This is a genomic window from Exiguobacterium sp. 8H (assembly GCF_902506255.1).
Taxonomy (GTDB): Bacteria; Bacillota; Bacilli; order Exiguobacteriales; family Exiguobacteriaceae; genus Exiguobacterium; species Exiguobacterium profundum.
Map to the genome: position 1 here is coordinate 1,606,208 of NZ_LR733429.1, position 23,436 is coordinate 1,629,643.

Annotated in this window: 28 protein-coding genes, 1 pseudogene and 1 other annotated feature; of the genes and pseudogenes, 13 read left to right on the forward strand and 16 right to left on the reverse strand. The window is 52.2% G+C overall.

Annotation, left to right across the window (positions count from 1 at the left end; translation table 11 throughout):
- Window positions 1–671 precede the first annotated feature (671 nt).
- The 3 genes from GVY43_RS08180 to GVY43_RS08190 all read right to left on the reverse strand — a co-directional run bounded on the left by GVY43_RS08180 (window position 672) and on the right by GVY43_RS08190 (window position 5,367).
- Window positions 672–3,305, reverse strand: coding sequence for a S8 family peptidase (locus tag GVY43_RS08180; RefSeq protein ID WP_159562836.1), 2,634 nt, complete (start codon window positions 3,303–3,305; stop codon window positions 672–674).
- A 204-nt stretch (window positions 3,306–3,509) separates the two neighbouring features.
- The gene (locus GVY43_RS08185; protein ID WP_159562837.1) at window positions 3,510–4,820 is read right to left on the reverse strand and encodes an Ig-like domain-containing protein; all 1,311 of its coding nucleotides are present in this window, start codon (window positions 4,818–4,820) and stop codon (window positions 3,510–3,512) included.
- Between the two features lie 172 nt (window positions 4,821–4,992).
- Complete coding sequence (locus GVY43_RS08190) at window positions 4,993–5,367, reverse strand: nuclear transport factor 2 family protein (RefSeq protein WP_143180225.1); 375 nt, start codon at window positions 5,365–5,367, stop codon at window positions 4,993–4,995.
- Window positions 5,368–5,536: 169 nt separating this feature from the next.
- On the opposite strand from GVY43_RS08190, the gene GVY43_RS08195 reads away from it, so the two are divergent.
- Genes GVY43_RS08195 through GVY43_RS08205 form a run of 3 tightly spaced genes read left to right on the forward strand, consistent with a single transcriptional unit; the run spans window position 5,537 to window position 8,361 of the window.
- On the forward strand, window positions 5,537–7,762 hold the full coding sequence (locus tag GVY43_RS08195) for a C40 family peptidase (protein WP_236548943.1): 2,226 nt from the start codon (window positions 5,537–5,539) through the stop codon (window positions 7,760–7,762).
- Between the two features lie 12 nt (window positions 7,763–7,774).
- A complete protein-coding gene (locus GVY43_RS08200) occupies window positions 7,775–8,059 on the forward strand; it encodes a hypothetical protein (protein WP_159562839.1) in 285 nt (94 codons plus the stop codon).
- Window positions 8,060–8,094: 35 nt separating this feature from the next.
- Window positions 8,095–8,361, forward strand: coding sequence for a hypothetical protein (locus GVY43_RS08205; protein WP_159562840.1), 267 nt, complete (start codon window positions 8,095–8,097; stop codon window positions 8,359–8,361).
- Window positions 8,362–8,410: 49 nt separating this feature from the next.
- Window positions 8,411–8,642: a binding site (T-box leader), on the forward strand.
- Here GVY43_RS08205 and GVY43_RS08210 read toward each other — a convergent pair.
- The gene (locus tag GVY43_RS08210) at window positions 8,639–9,217 is read right to left on the reverse strand and encodes a hypothetical protein (RefSeq protein WP_159562841.1); all 579 of its coding nucleotides are present in this window, start codon (window positions 9,215–9,217) and stop codon (window positions 8,639–8,641) included. Its footprint overlaps the feature before it by 4 nt.
- Window positions 9,218–9,261: 44 nt before the next feature.
- On the opposite strand from GVY43_RS08210, the gene trpE reads away from it, so the two are divergent.
- Window positions 9,262–10,593 carry an anthranilate synthase component I gene (trpE, locus tag GVY43_RS08215; RefSeq protein WP_159562842.1) on the forward strand — a complete coding sequence of 444 codons (1,332 nt, stop codon included), beginning with the start codon at window positions 9,262–9,264 and terminating at the stop codon, window positions 10,591–10,593.
- Complete coding sequence (locus GVY43_RS08220) at window positions 10,590–11,165, forward strand: aminodeoxychorismate/anthranilate synthase component II (protein WP_159562843.1); 576 nt, start codon at window positions 10,590–10,592, stop codon at window positions 11,163–11,165. Before trpE ends, GVY43_RS08220 begins: the two co-directional genes overlap by 4 nt.
- Before the next feature lie 3 nt (window positions 11,166–11,168).
- Here GVY43_RS08220 and GVY43_RS08225 read toward each other — a convergent pair whose 3' ends face one another.
- The 8 genes from GVY43_RS08225 to GVY43_RS08260 all read right to left on the reverse strand — a co-directional run bounded on the left by GVY43_RS08225 (window position 11,169) and on the right by GVY43_RS08260 (window position 17,126).
- Window positions 11,169–11,864: a dihydropteridine reductase gene (locus GVY43_RS08225; protein WP_159562844.1), complete on the reverse strand. Its 696-nt coding sequence runs from the start codon at window positions 11,862–11,864 to the stop codon at window positions 11,169–11,171.
- 17 nt (window positions 11,865–11,881) lie between these two features.
- The gene (locus GVY43_RS08230) at window positions 11,882–12,634 is read right to left on the reverse strand and encodes an ABC transporter ATP-binding protein (RefSeq protein WP_031422518.1); all 753 of its coding nucleotides are present in this window, start codon (window positions 12,632–12,634) and stop codon (window positions 11,882–11,884) included.
- Window positions 12,631–13,689 (reverse strand): iron chelate uptake ABC transporter family permease subunit, encoded by a 1,059-nt coding sequence (locus GVY43_RS08235; RefSeq protein WP_159562845.1) that lies wholly within the window; start codon window positions 13,687–13,689, stop codon window positions 12,631–12,633. Before GVY43_RS08235 ends, GVY43_RS08230 begins: the two co-directional genes overlap by 4 nt.
- Window positions 13,686–14,690 carry an ABC transporter permease gene (locus GVY43_RS08240; protein WP_031422514.1) on the reverse strand — a complete coding sequence of 335 codons (1,005 nt, stop codon included), beginning with the start codon at window positions 14,688–14,690 and terminating at the stop codon, window positions 13,686–13,688. Before GVY43_RS08240 ends, GVY43_RS08235 begins: the two co-directional genes overlap by 4 nt.
- A gap of 9 nt (window positions 14,691–14,699) precedes the next feature.
- Window positions 14,700–15,710, reverse strand: a complete 1,011-nt coding sequence (locus GVY43_RS08245) for a siderophore ABC transporter substrate-binding protein (RefSeq protein ID WP_159562846.1) — start codon at window positions 15,708–15,710, stop codon at window positions 14,700–14,702.
- Window positions 15,711–15,973: 263 nt separating this feature from the next.
- The gene (locus tag GVY43_RS08250; RefSeq protein WP_159562847.1) at window positions 15,974–16,270 is read right to left on the reverse strand and encodes a hypothetical protein; all 297 of its coding nucleotides are present in this window, start codon (window positions 16,268–16,270) and stop codon (window positions 15,974–15,976) included.
- 5 nt (window positions 16,271–16,275) lie between these two features.
- Window positions 16,276–16,563, reverse strand: a complete 288-nt coding sequence (locus GVY43_RS08255) for a hypothetical protein (protein WP_159562848.1) — start codon at window positions 16,561–16,563, stop codon at window positions 16,276–16,278.
- Window positions 16,560–17,126, reverse strand: a complete 567-nt coding sequence (locus GVY43_RS08260) for a zinc dependent phospholipase C family protein (RefSeq protein WP_159562849.1) — start codon at window positions 17,124–17,126, stop codon at window positions 16,560–16,562. Before GVY43_RS08260 ends, GVY43_RS08255 begins: the two co-directional genes overlap by 4 nt.
- A 116-nt stretch (window positions 17,127–17,242) precedes the next feature.
- Between GVY43_RS08260 and GVY43_RS08265 the strand changes: the two genes are divergently transcribed.
- The 6 genes and pseudogenes from GVY43_RS08265 to GVY43_RS08290 all read left to right on the forward strand — a co-directional run bounded on the left by GVY43_RS08265 (window position 17,243) and on the right by GVY43_RS08290 (window position 20,048).
- Window positions 17,243–17,770, forward strand: coding sequence for a TetR/AcrR family transcriptional regulator (locus GVY43_RS08265; RefSeq protein WP_074035977.1), 528 nt, complete (start codon window positions 17,243–17,245; stop codon window positions 17,768–17,770).
- Window position 17,771: 1 nt separating this feature from the next.
- Window positions 17,772–18,080: a multidrug efflux SMR transporter gene (locus GVY43_RS08270; RefSeq protein ID WP_074036309.1), complete on the forward strand. Its 309-nt coding sequence runs from the start codon at window positions 17,772–17,774 to the stop codon at window positions 18,078–18,080.
- Between the two features lie 11 nt (window positions 18,081–18,091).
- The gene (locus GVY43_RS08275) at window positions 18,092–18,424 is read left to right on the forward strand and encodes a multidrug efflux SMR transporter (protein WP_159562850.1); all 333 of its coding nucleotides are present in this window, start codon (window positions 18,092–18,094) and stop codon (window positions 18,422–18,424) included.
- The gene (locus GVY43_RS08280; protein ID WP_159562851.1) at window positions 18,421–18,780 is read left to right on the forward strand and encodes a DUF4440 domain-containing protein; all 360 of its coding nucleotides are present in this window, start codon (window positions 18,421–18,423) and stop codon (window positions 18,778–18,780) included. The genes GVY43_RS08275 and GVY43_RS08280 overlap by 4 nt, the downstream gene beginning before the upstream one ends.
- A 355-nt stretch (window positions 18,781–19,135) precedes the next feature.
- Window positions 19,136–19,477 (forward strand): annotated as a pseudogene (locus GVY43_RS08285) (short chain dehydrogenase); the annotation flags it as partial.
- A gap of 106 nt (window positions 19,478–19,583) precedes the next feature.
- Complete coding sequence (locus tag GVY43_RS08290; RefSeq protein WP_159562852.1) at window positions 19,584–20,048, forward strand: hypothetical protein; 465 nt, start codon at window positions 19,584–19,586, stop codon at window positions 20,046–20,048.
- Between the two features lie 41 nt (window positions 20,049–20,089).
- Here the strand turns inward: GVY43_RS08290 and GVY43_RS08295 are convergent, their stop codons facing one another.
- The 3 genes from GVY43_RS08295 to GVY43_RS08305 are packed head-to-tail and all read right to left on the reverse strand — an operon-like array spanning window position 20,090 to window position 21,923.
- Entirely contained in the window at window positions 20,090–20,452 is a 363-nt protein-coding gene (locus GVY43_RS08295; RefSeq protein ID WP_159562853.1) for a VOC family protein, read from the reverse strand.
- A gap of 2 nt (window positions 20,453–20,454) precedes the next feature.
- Window positions 20,455–21,222: an ABC transporter permease gene (fetB, locus tag GVY43_RS08300; RefSeq protein ID WP_012727182.1), complete on the reverse strand. Its 768-nt coding sequence runs from the start codon at window positions 21,220–21,222 to the stop codon at window positions 20,455–20,457.
- Window positions 21,222–21,923 carry an ATP-binding cassette domain-containing protein gene (locus GVY43_RS08305; RefSeq protein ID WP_159562854.1) on the reverse strand — a complete coding sequence of 234 codons (702 nt, stop codon included), beginning with the start codon at window positions 21,921–21,923 and terminating at the stop codon, window positions 21,222–21,224. The genes fetB and GVY43_RS08305 overlap by 1 nt, the downstream gene beginning before the upstream one ends.
- 142 nt (window positions 21,924–22,065) lie before the next feature.
- On the opposite strand from GVY43_RS08305, the gene relB reads away from it, so the two are divergent.
- Window positions 22,066–22,290 carry a type II toxin-antitoxin system RelB family antitoxin gene (gene relB / locus GVY43_RS08310; protein WP_159562855.1) on the forward strand — a complete coding sequence of 75 codons (225 nt, stop codon included), beginning with the start codon at window positions 22,066–22,068 and terminating at the stop codon, window positions 22,288–22,290.
- Window positions 22,287–22,556 carry a type II toxin-antitoxin system RelE/ParE family toxin gene (locus GVY43_RS08315; RefSeq protein WP_159562856.1) on the forward strand — a complete coding sequence of 90 codons (270 nt, stop codon included), beginning with the start codon at window positions 22,287–22,289 and terminating at the stop codon, window positions 22,554–22,556. The genes relB and GVY43_RS08315 overlap by 4 nt, the downstream gene beginning before the upstream one ends.
- A gap of 152 nt (window positions 22,557–22,708) precedes the next feature.
- On the opposite strand, the gene GVY43_RS08320 is transcribed toward GVY43_RS08315, so the two are convergent.
- Complete coding sequence (locus GVY43_RS08320) at window positions 22,709–23,425, reverse strand: GntR family transcriptional regulator (RefSeq protein ID WP_159562857.1); 717 nt, start codon at window positions 23,423–23,425, stop codon at window positions 22,709–22,711.
- Between the last annotated feature and the right edge of the window lie 11 nt (window positions 23,426–23,436).

Consider the following 23,436-nt stretch of genomic DNA (forward strand, 5'->3'; position numbering starts at 1 on the left):
ACAATGAATAAAGTACTAATGATTATGTAACCGACTCTTCTTTAGACCGGGCGTTCTCCCCCGGTAGAAGTCTTTGCAAGAATCATCTTGAACAATTTACCAAGACTGTTCTTGGAAAACCTTACATCCATAATATACATAACACTTCCAAGCGACACAAGCGTTTTTTTTCGCAAAAATGGTAACGTTTTTGAATTTTGGAGATTTTAGTTTAATTCATTTTTAGATTTACCTTTTTTGGAAATGTCGAAACACGTCGATTTTTGTTGATTTCATGCGTTTTTAGCGGAAATAATAGTTGAAAACCATTTTTATACCATTAATTACCTTTAGTATTTAATTTACAATGTCGATTCTCAAAGTCCAATGTTTACCTTAGTTATTTCCAAACCATAAAATCATTGACCTGTTTAACAAAACCAAAGTTATCCAAAAGTAACGTGTATGTTCCATTTTAGACATCTGCGCCTCTCGTTTCAACCTTCTCTCGTGCCGTGAGGACTTTCGACCCATCCGATTACAGACGAATCGTATCCTCATGACGGTCTTTTCTCTGCGAGAACTACTGTTTCCATCATTCGAACCTTGTCAGGTCACCTCGTCTTTGGCATTCACTCCATACAAAAAGACGGATATGCCCATCGGCATACCCGTCTCCCGGTGTCACTAGCTTATTTGACGATCGCACGTGTCATTTGTCCGGCACGGCCGTTCAAATCTTCCACGTGGACGTAGATTGATTCTCCTTTGCGGAGAGCCCGCGTCTTGACGCTGTACGTGCCGTCCGGACGGATCATCGCCGTCCCGAACAATTGACGCTGCGCATTGCGAACGACAACCGTCATACCCGGTGTCGCTTTACCAGACACTGCTCTCGCGCCAGCACGGAGCGTTGTGACCGCTGGACTAGCCGGACGTTTGCCCGCCGCCACGATCAACCGTTCCGTCGACTGATACTTGCCGTTCGTGTAAACGACGCGCAAGACTGTCCCTGCAGGTTGTGGTTTCATCTTGAACGATGCGACCGCTTGCTTCGCCGTCCCGCGTCCGACGACTTGATCGCCATTATATACGGAGACGACCGTGCCAGACTTCACGTTCACTTTGAAGTTTGCCGCATTTTCCGCCACGACCGCACGGTTCGCGTTCAAACGGAGCATCGACTCGGCGCGGTGAAGGTTCACCTTCCCGTAACCGCCTAACACGTCGTAATATGCCACTGGTAACGAGAACTCGACACTCATGTCTTCAAATGCCCATTCGTCTTCCTCGTCAACCGGTACTTCCGGCACATCTCCGCCTGAGAAGGCGACCGGGTCAGCCGTCCGTTGCAAGAGCGTACGGATCGACTCGACCGAAAGGGTCGGGTGTTGTGATTTCAAGAGGGCCACGACGCCAGCGACATGTGGAGTCGCCATGCTCGTGCCGTCCAAATAAACGACATTCCCATCTGGGACAAGGCTCGCGATTTTCGAACCTGGTGCCACGACATCGACGCCGTATCCGAAGTTCGAGTAATCTGCGACGATTCCGAGCGAGTTCGTCGCTCCGACTGAGATCGTATACTTCGAAGAGGCCGGATAAGATACTTCCGGTTCACTTTCGTTCCCCGTCGCTGCAACGACGACGACACCGCGGTCATAGGCATACTTCAACATGTAACCGATTGTACGACTTTCGCCGCCACCGAGACTCATGTTGATGACTTTGGCTCCAGCGTCGACTGCATATTTGATTCCAAGTGCGATTTGATCCGTGTCACCCGTCCCGTCTGCTCCGAGCACTTTAACTGGGAGGATCGATACGTTCGGTACCATTCCGCGCATCGAGACACCGTTGTCTCGTACTGCCCCGATGACACCTGCCACGTGCGTCCCGTGACCGTTCTCATCGCGAGAGCTTCCATCCCCGTTCGGGTCCGTGAAGTCTTTTCCGTTCGCGACATCGACTTTTCCTTTAAAGTCGAGCAGACGATCATCTACACCTGTATCGAGTACGGCTACTTTGATTGAACGACCTGGAAGGCGGAGTGCCTCATAGCCTTCTAGTCCGACACCCGCATACTTCATCGGTTGAAGGACTGATTTTTCATTGATTGCCCATTGATACTCATAGCTCGAATCTGTCGCAAACGCTTTGTACGTCTGGACTGGCTCGATGAACTCGACGTTCGAATCGGCGTTCAACGTCGCTTTCGCTTTTGCTTGCATCTTCGTGCTTGCCGACTCGACGTCAACGAGCGCGAAATAGTCTCCCGGACGACCGATCGAGATACGCTCTGCCGATACATCCGTCATCGCGTTCATCTTGCCGATCGATGTCGATGGTTGTGATTTGTATTTGACGATATAACGCGGTGTATCCACCGTTTGAAGCTCCATTCCAATCTGTGCGAACACGTCTTCCACCGTCGAGCCGGCGAGGCGTGTCATATCGACCGATGAAGCCAAGTCATTGACATCCGACTTGATTCCGCTCGGTACGCTTGATTTGACCAAGGCGTGCATGCGGTTGATCGCAGTCGCTTCATTTTTCGTGATAGTGTGACTTTCTTTGTTGACGAGTGACGTGATGAGCGGACGTAACGTCTGAAGGTCCGTCAACGCCTCTTGGCGTTTCTGTTTGTCGAATGCCAACTTGCGGACGATGTACGGGGACGACTTGTAGTAAAGTGCCTCCAATTGACGCCCTTCTTTCGATCCACCCAGGATCTCTTCTTGCAGGCGACGAATCAACTCGAGCAACCCGCCATCTTCTGGCATCGGGAGCAACGATTCGACCGGACACATCGTTCCGTTTCCTTCTTCATACTTCACTGGGAGTTTCACTGATTTATAACCAAGTGAGACATCTGCTGCCGTCGGTGGAATCACCGCGCCCTCTTCATCGATTGTCTCGAGTGGCATGTATTCCACTTTGATGTAATATGGACCTTCCCATGCGTATGGGAATTGGATTTTTGCGACTGACGTCTCTGCGTCCGGAGAAGCGCTCGCCCGGTAGCGATCGAACGTCTCATCGGCCGCTGCCGTCTCAGCGCTCGGATAGACCGAGATGTTCGTCACGGCAGACGCTTCCATCGCAATCTCCATATGTGTCATAGCTGAAGCTTCTCGCTCCATCTTGAACCAATACGTGTTCACCGGATCTGTCCCTGTCGTGAAGTCGACAGTCTGTCCTGGTGTAAGTAATGTGGCCTCGCTCACATCGGCCGCGCCAGCTGCCATCGTCCGCATTGGGACGAGCGACACGACGAGCGCAAGGACCGATACAAATGCAACGAGGCGTTGCAAAGCTTGTTTCATACCTTTTCCCTCTTTTCTTAAATAGTGAAGCACTTGGCTCCACGTTGTTCTACGTTATTTATCGGTTTATGTTTCAAAAATGTAACAAAAAGATTTCGGAAATATTTCTTCCTAGGTGGCAGATGGCAACCGCCACTTCATTTATATAGAAGAGAATCGAATCCGTGCATACAAAAGACCGGTGTCTCCACCGGTCCTAAAGAATTAGTATCCTGCGTATTGGAGGGATTGGATGAATGCGCGTTTCTCCGCACCCGATAGGTTGAACTCGAGGTCGTAGTCCGTTCCTTGGACCATGACCGTGATCCGGTTTTCCGGACGGACGTACTTGTCGACGAAGCTGATGAGTTTCGCATCTGGCTGGAACAAGTATGACTCTTCGACCGAGCCGTCCTCATACTCTTCATAGTAGACTTCGTAATCGTTGATGTTTTGCGAATAGGTCGCACGACCGACACGGAGCGTCAACTTCTCAAATCCAGCGACCGAGCCATCCTCCGTGTAGCTGCTGAGAAGGAACCCAAGGCCCGACTTCGATGGATGTCCGACGAAGAGTGGCACGAACGTGTCCGCGTATTTCGTCGTCGAATCTGCATAGAAGACTTCTTTATGAACCGTCAACTTCATACCATCCATGTAGACACGATGGAAGTTGTTGTAGAGCGCGTGCTGTACTGTGATTGTCTTCGATTGGCTGACGTTGCCTGCGCCGTCACGGATGACGAGTGACATCTTCTGCCCCATCGCTTGACGCGGGATCTTCACGATGAACTTCCCAGTCGACATGACCGGTGCCGTGTATGACTTCGTGCCAATCTTGACGACGGCCGTCGCATACGGTTCGGCTTTTCCGAAGACACCGTATGATGCTGCCGTCACGGACTGTGTCAATGTCGCCGTTCTCGGTGCGACGCGGTCTGTGTAGACGCTACGTTTCGAGACGTCGCTCGTCGCGCCTTTCGTCGAGATCGTCTTCGCCGAGAGCCATGAGTGGGCCGGTTGCGGTGCGATGCCACGACGGTAGAGCCCGTTCGCATCGAACTTCCCTTTATACGTGCTGCTGCCGATCGAGAGCTCGACATATTGTCCCGGCTCCCCGACGACGCGTACTTCACGTGACGTCTCCGTCAACGGTTTGATGACTGGTGCGTCCGGACGTGCGTTCGGGTCTTCGGCGACGATGGCACGCGTCGTGTCACTCACGTTGCCGCTCGCGTCGACGAGACGGACGTCGATGACCTTGCCGACCGACTGTGGTGACATCTTGAAGACGGCCTCGCCACCTTCGAGGATTGTACGGACGTATGTCTTGCCGTTGATCAAGATCTCCGCTTTCGCAGCCACTTCACCTGTGATCGTGAGTGCTGTCGATGTGTGGAGTGGTGCCGATAATACCGGTGCGTCAGGAGCAGTCACGTCTTCAGACGTCTCTGCGTTGACGATTGTCGAAGGCGCGATACCTCCGAATGCGAGTGTGGTAGCTAGGAAAAGTGCTGCATATTTCGGTTGTTTCATAATAAGTAGGGTCCCCCTCAAGAATAATGACAATCGTTTACAAATTTATTATAATCTGTCCTTTTTCAAAAGGGTACATAATTTTTCTAAAATAGGCATATATTTTTCAAATTCACATTTCCTTCATTTAATAAAAAAGACACTCCATCGATTCGGAGTGTCTGAACGCTTATTAACCTTCGTTGATCATCGTCGCTTGTCCGCCTTGCCATAACCAGACGCCATCTTCTTTCACATAAAGATGAAGCATCCAAAAGCGACCTTCGTACGCGTTCGTGCCGAGAATGAACTTCTCCTCGAGCAAGAGTTGGACGACGGCGAGGTCACCGCGTACCGTCTCATCGAACGTGACCGTGTCCTGTGCGATCCATTGAATCGCTGTCGGGTCGACGAACTGGTCTAAGAACGTCTCTTTATCGAACTGACGCCCGCTCGAATCGACATATCGGAACGAGTCGTGCATGAGCGCCCGCATCGCGTCGAGATCGCCGGCTACCTGATGGGCCGATCGGTCGTCAGAAAGTTGTTTCATGTTGAGTGTCTCCATAGTTGTCCCTTCCTTTCCCCGTCCATCATAGCACAGATGGTCGCAAACGAACGAGTGGAATGCTGAGCACGGATTCCTTCAATCATTTCCCTTTTATCGAAATAAGCAACCTTTTTCATCTCCACTATGTATATACTAAAAACTGTAAATTTCATGAATCGAGGTGGAAATGTTGAAACGAATCTTCAGTTTGCTCTTTCTCTTTACCTTCTATTGGACACTCACCGCTCAAGCGGTCGGGTCTGAGGCCATTCTTCGTGCCGGCACGACCCTCTATGCCGATCCAGAAGAAACGGTCGTTCTCCTGGTCACAGACCAAGCGGAGCGTGTGGATGTCCATGAGGTGACCGAGACCCATACGTCTGTCACCGTCGCTTCACAAAAAGGATTCGTCCGAAACGACGCCTTATCATACGCTGTCACCCGTTACGTCCATACGGAGACGGATGCACGCGACGCTGCCGGAAATGTAGTCGCAACACTCACCATCGGGACAGCGGTCGACGTCTTCGATATCGAAGGCGACCTTCTCCTCACGACGGACGGGACATATGTCGCCCGTGACGCCCTCGGAGAGACGGTTCCGGCGGCAGTGACCCGCTACGCAAAAGAGGGAGCGACTCTCACGTCTTCACCAGATGGTGGAACCATGACTCCACTTGAAGCCGGTCAAACCTTGAACGGCTTCCTCATCGACGGACAGATGCGTGTCGATCTAAATGGAACTGTCGGATACATCTCGCTCTCGATGACAAATCGAATCCCGTTCAAGACGGACTCGCAATTCGTCTTGACGACATCCTCTTATATGAATGAGGACGGAGAGATCGTCGGGACGATTGTCCGGGGCAAACGAGTAAGTGTATATGGCACAAATGGCTCGATGGCCCGCCTTTATCAAAATGGCATGTACGTGTATATGAAGCGAGACGCACTCGCTGCCAAGATGCCCCGCTACGCTAAAACGGGGAGCCGTTATGCTCAAAAAGAGACATCGATTTATTTAGACACAGACAAGAAGCAAGTCGTCGGTTCACTCAAACGGAGTCAACTCGTCAGCATCTATGGGACAGACGGTCTGTTCACCCGTGTCTATTACAACGGACAATATGTCTTCGTCGAATCCGCATCGCTTGGGACGACGGAGCCACCTTATCTAAAAACCGGACAACGGTACATCACGAAAAACACACCGGTCTATGCTCGGACGATGAAATCATCCAAAACGACCTTGTCCCTGAAACGGGGACAGCTCGTCTACATCTATGGCACCCGTGGAAGCTATACCCGTATCTTCACGAAAGGGAACTATTACTTCGTCCCGACGAGCGTGACGAGTACGAAAAAACCACCTCGCTTCGAAGCGACAGGGAAACGATACAGCCGATATAACGAGGTCGAAGTATACGCCTCGACCTCAATCGCGAAACAAGTCGGTTCATTGAAACGGGGTCAGCTCATCGAGACATATGGGACGAGCGGCTACTACACGCGCATCCGACTAAACGGAGCCTATCGCTATGTCGCGACTGGCTACCTCGCTGTCTCGAAACCGACCGCGAAGCCGAAGGTAGGAACGGTCTTCTATACACAGTTCAACGGGACGCCTTACTTCTCGGCTGACGTTGCGTATGGTCGTCCGGCCGGCACTCTGCCGCGCGGAACGAAACTCGTCGGGCTCCGCTCGATCGATGCCGACTTTTGGCACGTCCGTCTTCCGTCCGGGAAACGCGTGTACGTGTTGAACCCCTATATCGCCGAAACGAAACCGAAGGCGATTCAACCGGCGAGCGTCTATACGGCCGCCCACTATGGAACGACGAAGAAGACGCCGTTCTACGCTAACCCGAACGACACCCGTCCGATCGGGTATCTCGATGCCGGTCGTCGCATCTACCCTCGTGGGAAGAGTGGCGACTCCTATCTCATCCAATACGACTGGCGTCCGGTCTACGTCAAGACGAAAGACATTCGCATCAAACGAGATGCCTTGTTGAAGAAACGGGACAACTCACAAAAAGAACGCATGATTGCCGTCGCGGTGAAACATCTCGGGACACCGTACACGTGGGGCTCACAGTCTCCGCTGAACGGCGGTTTTGACTGTTCCGGTCTCATCCACTACGCGACGAATCAAGCCGGTAAAATCGGCGGTCGCACCAACGTGTCAGGTTACTGGCATAGCGGCCATTTCAAGAACAAACGGACAGGGATCACGAGTGGACGTCGCGGGGACATCGTCTTCTTCGCCGGCACGTACAAATCCGGTCCATCGCACATCGGCATCATGCTCGATGATGAGTTCTTCATCCATGCCGGGGGCGAGATGCTTCAAATCAACTCGATCCATGACCCGATGTGGCGCCCGTACTTCCTAGGGTACAAATCGTTATAAGGAGGATTCTCCATGTTTGACTATATCGATCCGTTCTTATGGCAACTCGTCATCGTCCCGTTTCTCACCATCGGCGGTGGTGTCGTGGTCGCCATGATCATGAAACGGGTCTGGGTCGGCCCTGTGGTGACGTTCTTGTTGAACGCCATCATCGAATTGACGTACTTTGCCGTCTATTATGACCACAGTCCGTTCGATGTCAGCCATCTCAGTTCGTGGAATGTCATCTTCCCGCTGATTTCGCTCTTGTTCTCGTTCATCTTCGTCGGATTGTTGAAAACAAAAAAATCTGCCTGATGTGTCGTGATTACTCGTTATAAGGAGGACTCTCCATGTTTCACTATATCGATCCGTTCCTATGGCAACTCGTGATCGTCCCAACGTTTACGATCGGACTAGGAGTCGCCATCGCATTGCACTTGAAGCGCTTGTCTATCGCTCCCTTGATCACGCTCTTCGCCTACTTGGGCATGGAGTGGCTCATGTATCGGGGCACCCTCTTCTTCTTTACGAAGTGGTGGCTCCTTCCCCTTTTGGCATTGGGGATCACGTTCACGTTCATCGGGAAACGTCAGGTGGGGCACGCTTCGGTCAAATGATGCTTGACAATGCATCTTTATCCCGTTAAAGTAACGATAACATTCATACGAACTCGCGATGAGAAAGAAGAGTAGCGCGAAGGGACGTCTTCAGAAAGCCGGTGGTCGATGCGAACCGGTGGCGTACCTTGCGTGAATGGGCTTTTGAGCGTTCAGACCGACATGTAGGCTCTGACGGGTCCTCCCGTTATCGGGGACAGCGAATGATGGTTCGCGATGAGTGGGAAGACAAGGCGTCTTTCAACGAAGGTGGCAACACGGGGAATCTCCTCGTCCTTCATGTCCGATTGGGCATGCGGGACGGGGAGATTTTTTGTTTGAGCGATTGGAGGTGGGCTGGTGACGTACCACGGATATACGCACCGCGGTCATCGTATACGAACAAGACGTGACCCTCTCGTTCGTGGATGAACTGAACGAGCGGATACGTTGTGAACTCTCCGTTCAAACGAGGCTTTGATTTTGTATAAAAATCTTGATAACAAATCGACTCGAGGAGTGGTCGCACACGGATTTCGGACTTGTCTGCTACCGGCACGGTGAACATCCATAACGGTTCGTCATCGAACGTGCACGATGTGGCGGTCGTCTTGAAGCGCACCGATTTGTCCCGGATATAACGGAACAAGAGGGTCGGCTTGACGGGCTGTCCATGTACATGCCAAACGATTCGGATGGGGTCGCCCTCTTCGAACAACGCATCAAACAATTGCTGGGCATGACGAACGACTGCCTCAAAATATTCAAGATTCAGTTCATATGATTTGATATCAACGTAAGGTGACAGCGTGTCCTCGAGTTCGATGTGCTCGGTCAACGCTTCACCTGAAAATTGGTCAGGTCGTAAGACTGACATCGGCATATCCCCTTTCTATTACCCATTATAAGGAGGTTCTTTCAATGCAACAACGGATCATCAATGGTGACGAACTCACACCAGTGGCAATCTTCCACCGACTACAAGGTGAACGAAAGGTATTACTCGAAAGTCGCGCGGAAGGCAAGCACGGTCGCTACTCCATCATCGCGGCGAACCCGGTCGAGACGATCCGAGTCGATGGGAACGACGTGACAGATGCAACGGGGACAATCTATGCAGACGACCCGCTCCATGCCTTATCCGAACGCATCACACGTGACGACTTCACTGCACCGTACCCGTTCATCGGCGGTGCCGTCGGCTATATCGGCTATGACTTGCTTCGGGTGTATGAACCGATCCCGAACACGCCGACCGTGACGCGTGATTTGCCGGACGCCCTCTTCCAACGCTATGAGACGGTCGTCTTATACGACCACCTCGAGGAACAGGTCATCCTGATCGATACGAGCGAGACGGATGCGACGATGCGACTCGAGTCCATCCGCGAACAGCTCGAGACACCGGAGACACACGCCCTCGAACCGGTCGTCCGGACGAGCGAGCGCATCTTGACGCCGAAGGACGAATTTATCGACCGCGTGCTCCAGGCGAAAGAGGCAATCCTAGCGGGCGAGGTGTTCCAACTCGTCTTGTCGCAACGAATCGACGCGACGTTCACCGGGGACCCGTTCCACTTTTACCGGACGCTGCGGAAACAAAATCCGAGTCCGTACTTGTTCTACATCGACCTCGGGGAAGCGATCGTCCTCGGTGCTTCTCCTGAAAGTCTCGTCCGTGTCGAGAACGGCAAAGTGACGACGAACCCGATCGCCGGGACACGCCCTCGTGGGAAGACCGTCGAGGAAGACACGCGTCACGCGGAGTCACTCCTTCAAGACGAGAAAGAACTCGCCGAGCATCGGATGCTCCTCGACCTCGGACGGAACGATATCGGGCGGGTCGCCAAAGTCGGCACAGTCACCATCCCGAAACACATCGAGCTCGAACGATTCAAAAACGTGATGCATCTCGTCTCGGAAGTTAAAGGTGATTTACGTGACGATGTGGCCCCGATCGACGCGCTCCGTGCTTGTCTTCCGGCCGGTACCGTCTCCGGGGCTCCAAAGATTCGGGCGATGCAGTTGATCGATGAGCTCGAGACGGTGAAACGAGAAGTCTACGCTGGGGCGGTCGGCTATCTCGATGTCCGGGGCGGATTCGACTTCGCCCTTGCCATCCGGACGATGGTCGTCCAAGGTGACACGGCCCACGTCCAAGCCGGCGCCGGCATCGTCTATGATTCAGACCCGGTATCGGAATATGAAGAAACGCTGCATAAAGCCAAATCCCTATTGGAGGTGTTCGCATGATTCTCCTCATCGACAACTACGATTCGTTCACGTATAACGTCTATCAAGACGTCGCTCGCTTCAGTGACGTCTGCGTCATCCGGAACGATGAACATAGTATAGAAGAAATCCGTCGCATGAACCCGAGTGGTATCATCCTCTCCCCCGGTCCCGGTGGTCCCAAAGACGCCGGTGTGTCGCTCGCGGTCGTGCGAGAACTGTCCGGCTATATCCCGATTCTCGGGGTCTGTCTCGGTCATCAGGTCATCGCCGAGGCGTTCGGCGGAGTCGTCGGACGGGCGAACGAGGTGATGCATGGAAAAGTCTCACGGATCAATACGGTGCCAAGCGTCCTCTTTGAAGGGCTATCGATGGACGTCATGCGCTATCACTCGCTCGTCGTACAAAAGACCGAACTGACGGTCACGGCCGAGACGACAGACGGTGTCATCATGGCTCTCGAACACCCGACCCATCCGACGTACGGTGTCCAGTTCCATCCCGAATCAATCGGAACACCGGACGGACGTGGAATCTTCGAACGATTCGTTCAGTTGTGCACGAAAAAACCGGGGCACGTGTCCCCGGTTTGAGTATCAACCTAAAAAGTCATCCCGCTGAAAATCATGCTTGTCGATCTTGATGTTGTCACATGCCACCCCGTTCGACCGGAGCACCTGGATCGTTTCATGCAACAGCTCATCACTACCAACGATATAGAACAAGGCGTCCTTGTCGGATGCCATCATCTCCACGCGTTCGTAGTAGTCTTTCCGACTCGGGACGAATTCTGACGTGAAGTGCTCGTTCGATTCGAAGACGTCACCGAACAGATACGCTTTCGACGAATCGACGTTCAACGAATGGAGATGCGGGACACCTTCCCTGTTCGCCAAGTACTCGAGGACGACCGGACGGAATGTCGCGAGTCCGACACCCGCCGATAAGAGGTAGACGTTCTTCCCACTCCGTTCGAGCGGGACGTTCGAATGTGTCTTGAACAAGGCGACCTTGTCCCCCGGTACCATGTCGCGAAGGATCGATTTGAACGTCGAGCATTCGGACTTGATGCGGGTCGTGATTCCGATTGCCCCTTCGTGCGGCAATGTCGAGATCGACATATGGCGGACGAGACTTCGGTCCGGCTTGTCCCCGGCGTTGAACCCTTCGAGCGCAAGATGCGTGTGCGCCCCTTCCTGCCACGTGAACTCAGGTGGCAAGGCGAGATGGAACGTGTATGTATCTGGTGCCTCGTTTACGACTTTAGTGATCGGTGTCCAGTCAATTTTCATGTGAATTCTCCCTTTCGTTAATACACCGCAATCGGCCCATACGGCCCTTCGATGATTTCCAGTTTCGTCTCAAAAATTTCGGATAAAATCTTCGCGTCCATGATCTCATCGACCGTTCCAAACGCAGCGATCTGTCCGTCTTTCATCGCACAGATGCGATCCGAGTATTTCGCCGCGAAGTTGATGTCGTGGAGCACCGTGACGATTGTCCGTCCGAACTCGTCGGCGACGTGGCGCAAATACTCCATCATCTGTACCGAACGAGCGATGTCTAAGTTGTTGAGCGGTTCATCGAGGAGGACGTATTCCGTCTCCTGACAGAGCACCATCGCCACGTAGGCACGCTGCCTTTGTCCTCCTGAGAGCTCGTCGAGATAGCGGTTCTCGAGCGCGGTCAAGTCGAGGAAGTCGATATATTTCGAGATGATCGCCTCGTCCTCTTTTGTGAGGCGCCCTTTCGAGTAAGGGAAACGTCCGAACCCGGCGAGTTGTCGGACCGTGAGCCGTGTCACGAAGTGGTTTTCTTGACGCAGGATGGTGATGATTTTCGCCAAGTCTTTCGACTTCGTGCTCGACACGTCCATGCCGGCGACTTGGATCTGACCCTCGTCTAAGTTGAGCAACCGTCCGATCATCATGAGTGTCGTCGATTTGCCCGCTCCGTTGGGTCCAATCAATGAAGTGAATCCGGCTTTCGGGATATCGAGCGTGAGCGGTCCAATGTGGACATCGTCTGTATACGATTTTTTGACTTGTTCGATTTGAATCATAGCGACCTCTTCCTTAGAATGACGGCCAAGAAGATGAGTCCGCCGAACAGTTCGATGATGACGGAGACGACACTTGGCGTCTGGAATATGTGATACATAAAGAAATATGCACTCGTCAGGACGAAGAACCCTAGGGCGAACGCCATCGGAAAGACGTACTTATGGTCATACGTCGAGGCGACCTGATAGCTGAGCGTCGCGACTAAGAATCCGAAGAACGTGAGCGGTCCGATGAGCGCAGTCGAGACGGACATGAGGAGTGAGATCAGGACGAGCGTGTAAATGACGCTCCTCCGATGGTTCACCCCGAACGTCGTCGCGACGTCCTTGCCGAGTGCGACGATATTCAATCGATTCGAGAACAGGAACAAGAGTGTCCCGGCGATGACGACGATCGGGATGACGATGGGAAAGTACGCCACGTCGGCATTCGTCACCGAACCGAACAGCCGTGCCTGCAGGATATCGAACTCGGACGGGGCGAGCATACGACGCATGAACGATGACACCGAGTTCAGACCCGTCCCGATGATGATCCCGATGAGCAGCATGAGCTGCAGGTTGGCGTATTTCCCTGACAAGAGCCATCCGTAAAGGAGGAGACTCATCGTCACCATGAGGCCGACCTGTGTCAAGAAGGCGTTTGTCCCCGAGAAGCCGATCAACGCCCCTGCCCCGAAGAAGAAGACCATGCTCGTCTGAATCGTCGAATAGAGCGCGTCGAATCCAAGTAGCGATGGCGTGATGATACGGTTGTTCGTCACCGAGTGGAATGCGACCGTCGCAAGACTTTGACAGAGTGCCGCAATCAACATCGTGACGATGGCGACGATTCGCCGTTCCACGACCGGCACGAATGACGGAGAGTCCATCGGGACCGGATTGTTATAAAGGAGAAGCCCGAGCGCGCACAACAGTCCGCCGAGAATGAAGGCACTTAAGAAGAGCCAATAGCGCCTGCTCGCCCGTTTCGATTGAAACGCTGAAGCATGACGTTCTTCTCTCAATTCCCCGATTGATACTTCGACACCGTCTCGTTCCATGACCGTACTCATCGAACCCCTCCCTTCTTCCGTTGTCGCATCAAGATCATGATGAAGACGATTGCCCCGACCGTCCCGAGAATCAGTGAGACCGGGAGTTCGAACGGCATGATGATCGTCCGTGAAATCAAGTCACTGACGAGAATCGCACCCATCCCGACAAGACAGACCCATGGAAGGTTGCTGCGCAAATCATCCCCGCGGAACATCGAGACGAGGTTCGGGACGATGAGTCCAAGGAACGGTAAATTCCCGATGACCGTCGCCACGACACCGACCGATAAGGCGATGAGCCCCGTCGCCATCATCATGAGCTGGTTATAGTTCACGCCGAGACTCGTCGCGATGTCTTCCCCTAACCCCGCGAGCGTCAAGCGATTCGCCAGTAAGAAGATGAGCACCGTCACGACGATGATGACCCATAGATACTCGTAGCGCCCGATTTGCACCGAGGCGAACGAACCGACGAACCAGCCCTCGATCGCCTGGCTTGCTCGGAAGAATAGACCGAGGAACGTCGAGATGGCGGAGATGACCGCCCCTAACATGAGCCCGATGATTGGCACGATGAGCGATGAACGGAGTTTGACCGAACGTAAGAACCAGAAGAAGACCATCGTCCCGATGAACGAGAAGACGATCGCCCCGGTCATCCGCATCATGAGGCTCGGTGCCGGGACAAGCAAGTAAACGGTGAGCAGTCCGAGTCCCGCCCATTCGAGCGTCCCCGTCGTCGTCGGTTCGACGAGTCGGTTTTGTGTGATGAGCTGCATGACGAGCCCCGCCATTGCCATCGCTGCACCCGTCAGCATGAGGGCGACCGTCCGTGGGACTCGGGTGATCCAAAACATATCGAAGCCGTCTGTCCGTGACAGATCGTACACCCCGGTAAAGAGCGACAGCACCGCCAAACCGAGGACGATGATCACGGTGAACACGAACGACTTCGTCCACAATCTAGAAAAGGAGGGCTGAGACATCGTCTCAACCCTGGCTGTCAATGGTTTTTGCATGACGGAACCTTACTTCGCGAGCGCTTCCGTGACACTGTTGAAGAATTCCGCGTACGTTTGAATCGATTCGTTCAAGTACGTGTCTTTCGGTGCATAGACGATTTGCTCTTTCGTCACAGCCGTCGTCTTTTGAAGCGCCGGTGCGTTGTCGATCACGTCTTCTGCTGGTACTGCGCCTTCTGCGTCACCGAGTGGTGCGTCACGGTCGAGAACGAACAACCAGTCTGGGTTGCTTTCTGCGATGGCTTCGACGGATACTTCGTCACCTTCGTGGTCACCTGTCTTCTTCTCGACTTCAAGGGCTGGGACCCATCCGAAGATGTCGTACATCGGTCCGAACACGCGTCCCGTTACCGGTGCTGAGAACCCGATGTCTCCACCAGATACGATGACCGACATGATTGTATCTTTTCCGTTGTATGCCGCTTTCGCGTCTTCAATCGACTTGTCGAGGTCAGCGACGATGGCTTCAGCTTCTGTGTTTTTGTCAAAGATTTTTCCGAGTGTGAGCGTCGTGTCTGTCAATCCTTTGACTAAAATCTCACCCGGTGTGCCTGAATCTTCTGGGATCTCGATGTTCAAATCGATGACCGCTGCTTCCGGTACTAACTTTTTGATGTCCTCGTAGTAATCTGCGAAACGTTGACCGACGATGACGACGTCCGGGTCAACTCCTGCAATCGCCTCTAAGTTCGGCTCGAAGTGCATGCCGACGTCCGCGATGTCTTTGTCTGATGCATATGGCGATTCCGCTGGAAGGAGTCCGATTGGTGCCGCCACCAAGTCGATGTCCCATGCTGCCAATGTTTCGAACGTCCGGTTATCAAGGGCGACGACCTTCTCCGGGTTGACCGGTACCTCGATTGTGCCATGTGCGTCTGTAATTTCGACCGTCTCTGTCTTTGTTGCGCCGTCGACGTTTTCTTCTTTCTTCGTCTCACTCGTTCCGCCACATGCGGCGAGTACGAAGACGAGCAACGTCAACATGAGTGAAATCTTGAATTTCCCCACTTCATCCATCTCCTCTGTATGTAAGTTTCAATGATCCTCGCACCAAAAACGAGCCGAGTTGGTTATGTATGTCTATTCTCACGTTCTCGTTATCAGTGATAATGATTATCATTGTCGTTTTCATCAAGTAGCATAACAAACAAAATTAGGATACGCAATGCCAATTTGACAAGATTCGGATAGGAAAATTTTTCTTTCTATAGATGCACGCACAAAAAAAGAAAGTGGAAGGTCCACTTTCTCAGTTGAGTTCATGCGATTTAGTTTAGAGTTCAATCATTATTGTGCCGTGCCCTCTTTTTACCTCGAAACACAATATAGGTGATGAACCATACACATGTGATTGTGAACGCCAATAATACGGTTTGTGTAATCCCTCTCGGTAGAAGGTCTACCACGAAAAATAAGGATAAGATGACCGCAAAAATGAGATGTCCGAATCGTAAATCATCGTCCAAATCTCGCCAATAAATGATTAAAAGGACGAGCGCTACCGGGGCCACGAGGGCTGCTAATATGAAAAATGGTACGCGACGCATTAGAAACGGAATGTTCTTAGGTTCATCCATCTATCTCATGCCTCCGAGATTCCGTTCGCCAACAGCAGCAAGAAAATCCAAATCGACAACGGGATCATCAATCCGATTGTCGCAAGCAGCGTGTAAATTTTTATGATTCGATCCTTCGTGAACAGTCCCCAAATCAACGTGGCGAACAAGGCGATGTCAATCGCGAGATATACCCAGATGACCGTCATCAAATCGAGGTTCGGAAACACTCGACCGTTCAAGGTGAAGAAGGTAATCACCGTCACGATAAATAGTCCGAGCGTCGCGTATAGTGGTGCGTATCGCCTCTTCATACGAGCATCGCCCGCTTCCGTTTGACCATCTCCAGGCAGCGGCGGACACACGTATCGACATAGCCATCCAATTGATCAGGGAGGAACATCGTGTATGTCCCCTCCTCCGTCATCGCCGCGTCCTGCTCGACTTTCTCGACCAGTTCAACGAGCTCTGGATTTCCTTTCAAACGTTCAAAATCGAACGTCCCGAGGCGTTCCGAGAGACGGGCATTGTATGCATCAAAGTCCGCATAATAGGCCGCCTGTTTTGACGGGTCCTGGGTGATGAGCTCTTTCAACCAACCTTTATAGAATCCCTGCAACCAGATCTCATCCGCGACGAGATGCGCGTAATAGCCGAGTCGATATGAGAAGTCTTCCTCCTTGCTGTCAATCCAGTATTGGGAAAGATCTAAACGACGAGATAAATCATCATGGCGTCCTGCGTAGTAATGGGATGCCTCTTTTTCTGTCGTTGCATCCGGTGCGAGACTTCCAAGCAAAAATGCGACCTCATCCACCTCCGACAACGCTGGTAACATCTCATTCGCGATGACGAGATGCATCAAATGTGAACCCATGTCACGCCCCCCTTTTCCCTGATTATTCCATCAACGTTCTATCTCGACAACCCCTCGCAAATTTTGATAGACTAACTTTACTGAACGGTCAGTAAAGTAAAGAGAGGTGTGATTGGATGAGTAAAAAACAATTGTTGCTACAGACTGCCGCCCAGATGATTCGAGAAGACGGGATCAGTCAGTTGTCGCTCGAACGATTGGCGACGAAAGCAGGAATCACGAAAGCCGGGGTCCTCTATCATTTCGACAATAAGGCCAACTTATTGCGACAGATGAACGAATTCGCCATCGAGACGTTCGAGAAACGAATCACCGCCCATCTATCGGACGGTCCATATTCGTTTACCCGTGCCTATGCATTGGCGACATTGGATGATGTCGATCACGGAGATATGGACCTCGTCGCCGTCTTTATCTCCTCGCAAGAAGATGCGACGAGCGAGTCGATTTGGAGTGACGTGTCGACCGGTTGGGACGAGCGATTCGCTGTCGACGGGCCGGACCAGGATGCGATTTTAAAACTTCGCCTTCTCTGTGACGGCTTTTGGTTCGCTGTCTTGTATGGGTATAGCGAATCGTTCAAGGACCGTGCGGCGACACTCATTCGGGAAGCATGTGACGAGTTGCTTCAAGGAGGATTGTAATATGGGATTCATCTATTTGATCGGGGCCATCGCCTCGGAACTGTTCGGGTCGAGCATGTTGAAAGTGAACGCCACCTCGACGAGCCGTCTCCCAATTCTCGGGGTCGCCTTCGGTTATGGGACGGCGTTTTATCTCTTATCACTTGCCCTCTTCACCATCCCGCTCAGCTTCGCGTATGCGTTTTGGAGCGGGGTCGGGACGGCACTCACGGCAGTGATCGGGTTCGTCGTCTTCCGGGAACAGATCAGTCGTCAAAAAATTGCAGGGATTGGGCTCGTCATCATCGGGCTCGTCTTGATGAAAGTGTGAGGTGAATCGGAATGCAAGCCTATCTTTTACTCTTCTTTTCTATCGGATTTGAGGTACTCGGGACGTCGATGTTGAAACTGTCGGATGGATTCACAAATCTCGTTCCGAGCGCCATTCTGTTGGTTAGTTTCGCCGCGTCGTTCACCCTCATGGGCATCGTGTTGAAGACGATCCCGCTCAGTATCGCCTATAGCATTTGGGCCGGACTCGGGACCGTGGCGACGGGACTCATCGGAGTGTTCATATACGGGGAAGTTCTCTCTGCATTGAACGGAATCGGTCTCTTGTTGATCGTCCTCGGCGTCATCGTGATGAATCAACGAAGAGAGGAAGTCGTGACATGAACGAGTTGGCAGATCATCTTCAAACACTAGAAGAAGCATTATTGACGACGGAAGTCAGGCAGTCGCCGGAGCGTTTGCGTGAACTATTGACCGACGACTTCTTTGAAATCGGTAGCTCGGGACGGTTACTGTATCAAGACTGGGATCAGACGACACTCCAGCTCGACCCGATTGAGGCTGTGTTATCCGAATTCACGCTACATCCGTTGACGGAAGGTCACGTTTTGGTGACGTACCGTCTCGTTCAACCGGTATTGAATCGCGAAACACGCCGTAGCTCGATTTGGGTATTCGTGGACGGACGTTGGAAGATGCGATTCCATCAAGGCACGGTCGTCCCGACAGAGGCAACTTGATTGCCGAACGTCCTCGTCATCCGCTACTCCGAAGTGGAATCTAAGCGTGACGAAAGGGGCAGTTTTCACATGAACATTTTACTCGTTGGGGCAAGCGGCACGGTCGGGCAGGCGTCGGGTGGAGCCTATATGTGTAGCCTTTCAGCATGTCCGTCCCTCCTCCCTTCAGAAGATCGTGATGTGTCCTCCTCATCCGATACCCGTGGAGGGGGAGGGAGAATATGACATAATCACGAACTTTTGTTCGTAATTATGTCACAGGGAGAGAAGACTTTCGGACCGGGCGATTCATCTCCCACCTACGCTGGGCTACGCCCCGAGACGCTTAGATGAGGGAGAATTCTCGCCTGATTTAGTTAAAGGACAGGTCAACCTCGTCCTTCTCGGGCTCGATTATGTGAACGATGGTGGTAGCTTTACACTGACGAGCGGAATCTTGATGGACGACCCGATCAAAGAAGGCGCATCGGCTGCACTCGCGAACGGGGCCATCAAAGGATTCGTGACTGGCGCGGCGATTGAGATGCCACGGGGCATCCGTATCAACAACGTCAGTCCGAACGTCCTCGTCGAAGCACTCGATTCGTATGGCCCTTACTTCCGTGGTTACGCGGCAGTACCAGGTGAACGGGTCGCCCTCGCCTACGTGAAGAGCGTCGAAGGCGCGCAGACTGGACAGACGTACGAAGTGTATTAACCTTGAAGCATCGCTTTTTTCGTACCTTGCACTTTATTTTGTCTCCCTCGTCCGGAAGATTCCGCTATACTCGGGGCATCTTATGCCCGAGAAAGGTTGAAGTTTCATGAAAGACAAAACGTTTCGCGCCCTTTATCATATCCCTCCTTCTTTCGTCGAACACCCACTCCAAAAGCGCGTCCTTCAGGCGATTGGTCGTCCTCAGGAATCGATGGTCGAGGTCATCTTCCGCGTCGGTGGGTTCGGCACGTATGATGTGAGTACGATCACCTTTTTTGAGAGGGGCACCGTCCTTCGTCACATCGAGCGGTCCGACAGAGCGATCAACGAGCCCTTTGAATTCGAATACTACGAGGGCGAGGAAGCGAAACAGATGCGCGTCGCGTTTCACCTGCTTGGAACGAATTGGTGGCCAACCGTTTTCGAAGAACTCGAAGGTGTTCGAACGCTAGACGGTACGCAGTGGAGCCTCAGCGTATACACGAACGGGACACTCATTCACGAGCATCATGGCAGCAACGCCTATCCGTCCGAATGGGAGCAAGTGACTCGCCTGTTCGGTATTGCTTGAAGAACAACAAAGGGAGCATCCGCGGTGGATGCTCCCTTTCGTCAAAGCGCTTGAATCATCTCGACCCGATTGCCGAACGGGTCTCGGAACTCGAAACGATCGAATCCTGGAATCGGGATGCCTTCGGAGTAAGGAATTTCATTCTCTCGAAGCGCTTCCTTCCAATGATCTAAATCCGTCACCGCATATGCGATATGCGCTTTCGTCTTCTGTCGTTCTACGTCGTCCTCAGTCCCGACATGGACGGAACGGTCGCCGACCTGAAGCCAAAATCCACCTCGCCCTTTCAATGAATCCGGCTTCTCGATTTCACGTAGACCGAGAAAATCGCAGTAAAATGCCTTCGCCTCTTGCTCCGTTCCAGTTGGAATCGTGAGCTGCACATGATGAATCCCTGTGATCATGCTCATTTCCCCTTCCGATAAGTCAATCCGATATACTGCATCTTCTCGTTGAACAGACGTGGGTACGCCAGATAACCGACGAGCGTCGCCGAGATTGAGGCAGTCGTCAAAATCAAGAACAGGATCAAGAGTTGATACAAGACCGCTTCCATCGGGTCGGCTCCTCCGATGATGAGTCCGCTCATCATGCCCGGTAGCTGGACGAGTCCCATCGTCTTTTGCGCCTCGACGGTCGGGATCATGCTCGTGCGAATCGCATTCTTCAAACTACGGTCGATGGCCACTTTTGGTGTGCCGCCGAGCGAAAGAATGAGTTCGATGACGTCGTCACTCCGCTCGACCTCATCTTTGAATTTGTTCAAGAACAGAAGCGACAACACCATGCTGTTCCCGATGACCATCCCGCTGATTGGAATGACCTTTTCCGGCTCGAATGGGATGATACCGAGTCCGAGCATGAGTCCCATCGTCAGCGCTTCGATCGTCACGAGCGTCAAGACGATAATCCACATGATACCCGGAATCCCGTCCCCTTTCCGTCGGATGTTCTGTGTTGCCGCGACAATCATGAGTAAAATCATCAACAGCATGAAAATCGGACTGTCGCTCTCAAAGACGAACGTCAGGATATAGCCGATGATCAATAGTTGAATGATGGAGCGGACGGTTGCGATCACAATATCACGCTCGAGTCCGAGTCGTAGGACGAGTGTCAAGGCGAGCGGGATGACGACGAAGATGAGCGCCGTCGCGAGTTCAATATATGACATCAATCTTCCCCCCTGACGAATCGTTGGATGACGGGATCGTCCGACTCATCGATGAACGATGCGTCCCCAAATGCAAGTAGTTCCCCGTCCTTCAAGAACCACATGTCGTCGCTCACCCGCCGAGCCTGGTCGAGGTCATGGGTGATCCAGATGACGGTCACGCCATACGATTGTTGCAGTTTTCGAATGAGTCGCTCGATCTCTTTCACCGTCCGGTAATCTAGGCTCGCCGTGATCTCATCGAGCAAGAGCACGTCCGGTTTATTGACGAGCGTCCGGGCGATGGCGACCCGGCTTCGTTCCCCACCCGACAGTGATTTGATGGGTTGGTCGAGGAGAGCCTCACTCAAGTCGACGCGATGGAGCAATTCGGCAGCCCGATCGCGGTCAAGTGTCTCGTCGAAGATGGCTTTCGGGAGATTCAAATTGTCGTACACCGTCCCTTGAATCATCGGCGCACTTTGGAACGCCATCCCGATTTTCTTTCGTAGCTCGAGGATGTCCATCTCCGCGATGTCTTCCCCTTTAAAAAGAATCGTGCCCGTGTCCGGTGACAGCAATCCGTTGATATGCTTCAGACACGTCGTCTTGCCGGCGCCGCTCGGTCCGACGAACGTCGTGATCCGTCCTTCCCGAAACGTCCCGGATACATGGTGCAGGATGTCTTGATGACTCACATCTTTGAATTCAATGATTGACATGCTTCTCTCGCCTCCTGGTTCTAGTGTACAAAAAAGAGAGGATAAGGTGGTCCAGAATGCAACATCATTCAAACGTAATCTGTTACACACTGTACAAACCTCTTCATCTGTAATACAATGTAATACAAAGGGAGGCGATTTTATGGGAACTATTTCAGTTCGCTTAGATGAAGAAGATGCACGACTTATTCGAGAGTACGCAAAAACAAAAAATTTAACCTTATCTACACTTGTTAGAGACGCCGTTTTGGAACGTATTGAAGATGAGCTTGATTTGAAACTTTATCACGAAGCAATGAATGCCCATAGAAAACAACCTGAGGCCATCTCATTTGACGATATGATGAAGGAATTGAATGCTGAATGAAGACTTATCAAGTCTTGTTCGAGCGCAGCGCTCAAAAGAAGCTAAAGAAAATGGATCCACAACAATCAAAAATCATTATGGCATGGATTAAGAAAAATTTAGTTGGTACTGATGATCCACGACGTCATGGAAAGGGCTTAGTTGGAAATCACTCTGGTGAATGGCGCTATCGTATCGGAGATTATCGCTTAATCGCTGATATCCAAGATGAAAATATCATCATTCTTATTCTAGAAATTGGACATCGAAGAGATATCTATTCGTAATATCAATTTCTCTTTTCTTATCTTCCACTCCTCTTCTAAATTATTTCTTTCAAAACATAGTCATCTCAGACCAAAATGACCATGATTCTTTTTGTTATAGGTGAAACGAATAAAGCGCTCGACCGTTTCCACACGAAACAGTCGGGCGCTTTTTAATTATAATTCCGTTCGATGACGAAGCTCGTCTTGTCCCCGCGGAAGTAGGAGCGTGAGTATTCAATCGCCCGTCCCGACTCATCCTCTGTCACCGTCTCGATATGGAAGCACGGCGACCCGAGTGGACAGTCGAGGAGCGCACTCACCTTCTCATCAGCCAAGGCAATCTCCAATGCCTCCGTCGTCTTCGCGACATGAACGTCGTGGACCTCCGCCAGTGTCCGGAAGAGCGAATGCTCCGCCTGTTCTTTCGTGATCCCCGGTGCAATCTGCCACGGGATGAACGAGACCTCATACTGCGTCGGTTCCCCGTCCGCATGACGGATTCGCTCAATCTTTTGAATCGGGGCATTGTCTTCCGCTTCAAACACCGATGCGATTTGACCGGACGCCGAGATGACCGAGATGTCGATCAAGGCGACTTGTCCACGTTTCCCTTGGACGGCGAGCTGTGCCGCATAGTTGTTCGGCGTATACGACAACGTCTGTTGTACTTTCTTCCCGGCGACGAACGTCCCGCGACCTTGTTGACGGACTAGATACCCTTCCGTCGTCAACTGGTTGAGGGCGCCCCGCACCGTCGTCCGGCTCACATCGAACTCCTCGCAAAGCGCGTATTCGGTCGAAAATTTTTCCCCTTCTTTATAGTGCCCACTCTTGATGCGGGACAACAGTTCATCCTTGATTGCGGTTTGGAGCGTCGATTGCGACATGTCTCCATCTC